Origin of the sequence: Kitasatospora putterlickiae, from assembly GCF_039527695.1 — a bacterium.
Classification (GTDB): domain Bacteria; phylum Actinomycetota; class Actinomycetes; order Streptomycetales; family Streptomycetaceae; genus Kitasatospora; species Kitasatospora putterlickiae.
The window spans coordinates 1-5,136 of record NZ_BAAAKJ010000115.1 but is presented as its reverse complement, the minus strand read 5'-3'; the positions used below and the strand labels follow the sequence as shown (position 1 = coordinate 5,136).

Below are 5,136 nucleotides of genomic sequence, written 5' to 3'. Positions count from 1 at the left end.
GCCCCGCCGGCGGCCGCGGCGAAGCCCCGGTGCCGGCCGGCCACGTGTTCCAGCAGCCGCCGCAGCGACCAGCCCGCGCAGGGCGTCGGCAGCACCAGTTGCTCCGGCTGCACGGCGTCCACCACGGCGGCGGCCAACTCCAGGGAACGGGAGTGGAGTTCGAGCAGTCTCATGCCGCACCCGGCCCGGTCGCGTTCACCGTCGCCGCGCCGGTCACCGTGTCCGCTGTCGAACCCGCCGCCGCCGTCCCTGCGGACAGGAAGCCGATCACGTTGTCGATCACGGTCGGCTCGGTGAGGATCCTCCGGTGGCCCAGCCCCCGGGTGGCCAGCAGCTCCAGCCGGTCCCCGTACGCGGCCCGCAGCCGGTGCGCCTGGGCGAGCGGGACGACGTCGTCGTCCTCGTCGTGCGCCACCAGGATCGGCAGGGCGATCTCCTCCGGGCTGCGGGCGGCGTCGAAGTGCGCCCGGACGTCGGCGATCCCGGGGAACATCGCGCCGCCCAGCGCCCGGCGCCTCAACTCCCGTTCCACGGTGGCGTTCAGGCCGAGCGCGGCGCAGAACCCGGCGGACAGCCAGGAGACCTCGGCGACGCCCGACACCGCCACCAGCCGCCCTGCCCGCAGCCCTTCGCGCAGCGCCAGGAAGGCCGCGTTGACGCCCAGCGAGTGGGCGATCACCGCCTCGAAGGCGCCGTACTCCTCCTGCAGCCGCAGCGCGATGGCGCGGTGGTCCAGCACGGTGGCGGTCCGGCCGCCGGAGTCGCCGTGCCCGGGCGCGTCGTAGCCGACGGCGGAGAGGCCGAGCGCGCGCAGCCGGGGCACGAAGCCGGCGAAGCGGGAGGCCCGGGACTGCCAGCCGTGCATCAGCAGGACCGGCCGGGCGCCGTCGCCCCAGCGGTAGACGGTCACCCGCTCACCGCCGTGGTGCAGCGTCCCGGTGACGGCCCGGCCGTGCACCGCGTGCTCGCGGGTGCGGACGCGGCCGCGCCGCAGGGGGTGGCGGTAGAGCTCGAACGCGGCGCGGCCGGCGACGCCGGGGGCGGCGAGCGAGACGGCGTTCAGGGTGGTGCGGATCAGTGCGACGGCCGGGTCCATGCGGAACTCCCAGGTGGATGCCGAGGGGCAAGAGCCGAACTGGCGGAGATATTAGCACGACCGTTCGTGCATTTTTATGGCCCGGGGCGCCCGCCCGGCTACCCTGGCCGCACGGACAGAGGCCGGGGACTACCGGAGAACTGGGGTGAACGGTGGCCGGATCGAGCACGAACGCGTCCACGGACGGACGGGTCCTGCGCGGTGAGGAGACCCGCCGGACGGTCCTGCGCCGCGCCGTGGCGATCGCCTCCGTCGAAGGCCTGGACGCCCTGTCGATCGGCCGGCTCGCCACCGACCTCGGGCTCAGCAAGAGCGGGGTCTTCGCCGGCTTCGGCTCCAAGGAGGAACTGCAGCTCGCCACGATCCGGGCGGCCCGGCGGATCTTCTCCGACGCGGTGCTCGACCCGATCGCCGAGGAGCCCCCCGGGCTGGGCCGGCTCCGCCTGCTCTGCGAGTCCTGGCTGGCCTACTCGCGCGCCCGGGTCTTCCCCGGCGGCTGCTTCTTCTACGAGGTCAACGCCGAGTACGACGCCCGCCCCGGCCCGCTGCGCGACGCCCTCGCGGCCAACTGGCGGGAGTGGCACGCCACCGTCCTCGGCCTGGTGACCGCGGCCCGCGACACCGGCGAACTGCGCGCCGACGCCGACCCGGAGGACATCGCGTTCACCCTGATCGCCCTGCTGGAGGGCGCCAACCCGCAGGCCCTGCTGCTCGACGACGACACCCCGTACGAACGCGCCCACCGCGCCGCGCTGCGCCGGCTGCGCGCGGACGCCGCCGACCCGGACACCCCCGCGCTGCGGGCGCACTGAGCCGCCGGGGTCAGGCGGTGTCCAGCACCCGCTCCAGGACCGCCGCCCGGGCCAGCAGCCGCTCGTCCGCCCCGGCCTCACCGACCACCTGCAGGCCCAGCGGCAGGCCCCGCCCCGTCACCCCGGCGGGCAGGCTCAGCGCGGGCAGCCCGGCACAGCTCCACGGCAGCGACATCACGGCGCTGCCGGTGCCGCCCAGCCCGAGCGGGGCCGGGCCGGTCGCCGAGGGGGCCAGCAGCAGATCCACCCCGGCCCGCCGGCGCCGCTCGGCGAGCCGGGCGCGGAAGTCCGCGCGAAAGCGCAGCGCCGCCCGGTAGGCCGCCGGCTCCACAGCCTGGCCGTGCCGGATGCCCGCCGCCGTCTCCGGCCGGTAGAGGCCGCCGAAGCGGTCGAACCAGTCGGTGTGCGAGGCCGCCATCTCGAAGCGGTTGATCGTCCGACACCGCCGCTCCAGCTCGTCGAAGTCCGGCAGCAGATCGATCTGACGAACCATCAGGCCCCGGGTGGACAGCAGCTCCAGCTGCCGCCGGAAGGCCCGCAGCGCCTCCGGGTCGACCCGCTCCAGGTAGGGCCCGACCGGGACGCCGAGCACCGGCACGTCGTCCTCCCCCGGGCCCGGCCGGCCGGCCCGGTCGTCCCAGTCGTCGCAGAGCAGCGGGGCGGCCAGCGCGACGCCCGCCAGGTCGGCGGTGAACAGTCCCAGGGTGTCGAGGCTCGGCGCGTTCGGGATCACCCCCGCCACCGGGATCCGCCCGTGCGTCGGCCGGAAGCCCACCACCCCGCAGTAGGCGGCCGGGCGGACCACCGAGCCGACCGTCTGGGTGCCGATCGCCAGCGGCACCAGCCCGGCCGCGACCGCCGCCGCCGAGCCGCTGCTGGAGCCGCCCGGGGTGTGGCCCGGGTGGTGCGGATTGCGGGTCGGCCCCGGGGCGCCGCCCGCGAACTCGGCGGTCACCGTCTTGCCCGCGACCAGCGCGCCGGCCGCCCGCAGCCGGTCCACCACGGTGGCCTGCGGCCCGGCCAGCACACCGGGCGGCAGCGCGGAGCCGGCGTGCGTGGGCAGGCCGTCCACGTGCACGATGTCCTTGACCCCGACGGCCACCCCGTACAGCGGCGGCGCCTGCTCCGGATCGGGATGGCGGGCGGTGAGCGCCCGGGCCTCGGCGTGCAGCCGGTCGGTGCGGCCGGGCTCCGGCACGAAGGCGTGGATCAGCGGGTCCACCTGGTCGATCCGGGCGCAGAGCCGGTCGACGTGGACGGCCAGGGCGGGTGCGCCCGCGCGCAGCGCGGCGGCCTCACGGGTCAACGACCGCGGCCGGACCGGGGATTCCTCCATGGCGACCACGGTAGCCCCGGGGCCCGAAGGGGCGTTCACCGCGTCACCGCCGGGCCGTTCACCCTGTCGGCCAGGCCGTCTCCCGCTCCTCCCCGGGCGGGCGGGGCCGGTGCTCGTCGGCCAGCCAGGGGGCCTCGCGCAGCAGGTAGGCGCCGCAGGTGTGGCAGCAGATCTCCGAGGTGCGCCCCCAGTCCACCGCCTCCCGGGCGGGCGCCGCCGCGTCCAGCTCCCGCCCGCACATCGCGACGCTGCCGCCGCCGCGGACCATGTGCCACAGCCGCACCCCGGCGGGCGCGCCGCCGGCCGCGTACTCGGCACGCATCCGGTGCATCATTCCCCCATCGTCCGGCGGCCCGCCGGGCCCGGCAAGCGGAGGCCGGGCCCGGGAGGTGCTCAGACCAGCCCGCCCCAGAGCCGCAGCCGGGCGATCCCGCCGTCGGGGAAGACGTCCAGCCGGACGTGGGTGGCCGGGCGCGGCGCGTCGACCACCAGGCGGTGCACGGCGTCCGGCTGCAGCCGGGTGCGCGGCAGCAGCCCGAACCACCGCTCGGGGTCCGCGCCGTGCTCGTCCCGGCCGGACAGCGCCGCCCAGCCGGCCGCGTTGCCGACGTAGTAGCCGGTGTCGATCTCCACCGCGCGGACCGCGCCGCGCCCGGCCAGCCGCAGCCGGACCCAGTCGCGGCCGGCGTCGCGGTGCCGGCGGTTCTCCCAGCCGTCGCCCATCGCCCGGGACCTGCCGGGCAGCAGGAGGCCGACCGGGGAGGAGTAGAAGCGGTCCGAGGCGTCCTCGACGGCGCCGCCGTTCTCGACCGCGGCCAGGTCGAAGGTGCCGAGCGCGGCCAGCCAGCCCGGGTCGGGCCGGGCCTCGCCGTGCACCCGGAAGCGCGCGATGCCGCCGTCGGGGTACTGGCTGAGCCGCAGGTGGGTGACGCGGCGGCGGTCGGTGACCGCGAAGCCGTTGGCGGCGTGGCCGCGCACCGGGGAGCGGGGCACCAGCGGGTGCCAGACGGTCCGCGCGGCCAGCAGTTCCTCCGGGCCCGGGGTGCCGGGGAGTTCGGCCCCCTCGACGGCGATCCGCCGCGGGTGGTTGCCCCGGAAGTGCGCGGTGTCGACGACCACCCCGTGCACCACCCCCGGCACGCCCAGCCGGACTAGGGCCCAGTCGTGGTCCCCGTCCGCCGGGTGCGGGTGCCCGGCCCCGGCGCCACGCCGCCGCCGGGTCTCCCAACCGTCCATCAGCTGCCCCTTGTTGCCGAAGGTGTGCGGACGGAACTCGGCCCGCCGGGGCAGCACCAGGTTCTCCCGCTCGGCGAACGACTCGTCATTGGCGGCGACGACGGCACCGCCCAGCCGGCGGTCGGCGAGATCGACCAGCCCGGTGAACGGAAACTCGGCGGCGCGGTAGTCGGCGTACGGATCGCCGCCCCCGTACGGCGGGGCGGCCGCGTCGGACAACTCATCGGGACCCGGACCGGAGTTCGCTTCGATGGCCATGCCGCCACCCTCGCGCCGAACGACCGATCAGGTCCATCACCGGGACCCGTCCGATCCGCCCGCTCCGCCACGCGGGCGGGACGGCGCGCTACGAGGCCCGGCGCAGCAGGGCGTCGTCCTGCCACTTGAGGATCTTGTCGAAGCTGACGATCGCGCCGCGCAGCGGGTGGTTGCGCAGTTGGACGTGGTCGGTGAGGGCGTGGATCAGGAAGAGGCCGCGGCCGGACTCGGCGGTGAGGTCGGGGAGGGCGTCGAGGTCCAGGGGGCGCAGGGAGGGCAGCGGCGCCGGCTCGGGGGCCGGGGGGAGGACGTGGGTGTCGTACGGGCGGCCGTCGGGGCTCGGGCGGTGGGTGGTGAGCAGCGGGCCGGGGATGGTGGGGCGGCCGCGCCGGGGGCGG

The 5,136-nt window shown here is 77.0% G+C and carries 6 protein-coding genes and 1 pseudogene; 1 reads left to right on the top strand and 6 read right to left on the bottom strand.

Annotated elements, in window-relative coordinates; genetic code table 11:
* Window positions 1-173 (bottom strand): maleylpyruvate isomerase N-terminal domain-containing protein (locus ABD308_RS12090; RefSeq protein ID WP_344332443.1); only part of this gene is annotated, 173 nt, incomplete at its 3' end.
* Window positions 170-1,096 (bottom strand): alpha/beta hydrolase, encoded by a 927-nt coding sequence (locus ABD308_RS12085; RefSeq protein WP_344332437.1) that lies wholly within the window; start codon window positions 1,094-1,096, stop codon window positions 170-172. The genes ABD308_RS12090 and ABD308_RS12085, both read right to left, overlap by 4 nt.
* A 152-nt stretch (window positions 1,097-1,248) precedes the next feature.
* Between ABD308_RS12085 and ABD308_RS12080 the strand changes: the two genes are divergently transcribed.
* Complete coding sequence (locus tag ABD308_RS12080; RefSeq protein WP_344332429.1) at window positions 1,249-1,908, top strand: TetR/AcrR family transcriptional regulator; 660 nt, start codon at window positions 1,249-1,251, stop codon at window positions 1,906-1,908.
* Window positions 1,909-1,918: 10 nt separating this feature from the next.
* Here the strand turns inward: ABD308_RS12080 and ABD308_RS12075 are convergent, their stop codons facing one another.
* The 4 genes and pseudogenes from ABD308_RS12075 to ABD308_RS12060 form a co-directional block, all read right to left on the bottom strand.
* The gene (locus ABD308_RS12075; protein ID WP_344332425.1) at window positions 1,919-3,244 is read right to left on the bottom strand and encodes an amidase; all 1,326 of its coding nucleotides are present in this window, start codon (window positions 3,242-3,244) and stop codon (window positions 1,919-1,921) included.
* Window positions 3,245-3,302: 58 nt separating this feature from the next.
* On the bottom strand, window positions 3,303-3,566 hold the full coding sequence (locus tag ABD308_RS12070) for a hypothetical protein (RefSeq protein WP_344332422.1): 264 nt from the start codon (window positions 3,564-3,566) through the stop codon (window positions 3,303-3,305).
* Window positions 3,567-3,637: 71 nt separating this feature from the next.
* Window positions 3,638-4,738, bottom strand: a complete 1,101-nt coding sequence (gene alc, locus ABD308_RS12065; RefSeq protein ID WP_344332419.1) for an allantoicase — start codon at window positions 4,736-4,738, stop codon at window positions 3,638-3,640.
* An 88-nt stretch (window positions 4,739-4,826) separates the two neighbouring features.
* A pseudogene (locus ABD308_RS12060) lies at window positions 4,827-5,136 on the bottom strand (hypothetical protein); the annotation flags it as partial.

What these genes read in the sequence shown, in the direction of transcription:
- ABD308_RS12085 (WP_344332437.1), bottom strand. Translation starts at nt 1,096, where the DNA reads ATGGACCCGGCCGTCGCACTGATCCGCACCACCCTGAACGCCGTCTCG.
- ABD308_RS12075 (WP_344332425.1), bottom strand. Translation starts at nt 3,244, where the DNA reads ATGGAGGAATCCCCGGTCCGGCCGCGGTCGTTGACCCGTGAGGCCGCC.
- ABD308_RS12070 (WP_344332422.1), bottom strand. Translation starts at nt 3,566, where the DNA reads ATGCGTGCCGAGTACGCGGCCGGCGGCGCGCCCGCCGGGGTGCGGCTG.
- alc (WP_344332419.1), bottom strand. Translation starts at nt 4,738, where the DNA reads ATGGCCATCGAAGCGAACTCCGGTCCGGGTCCCGATGAGTTGTCCGAC.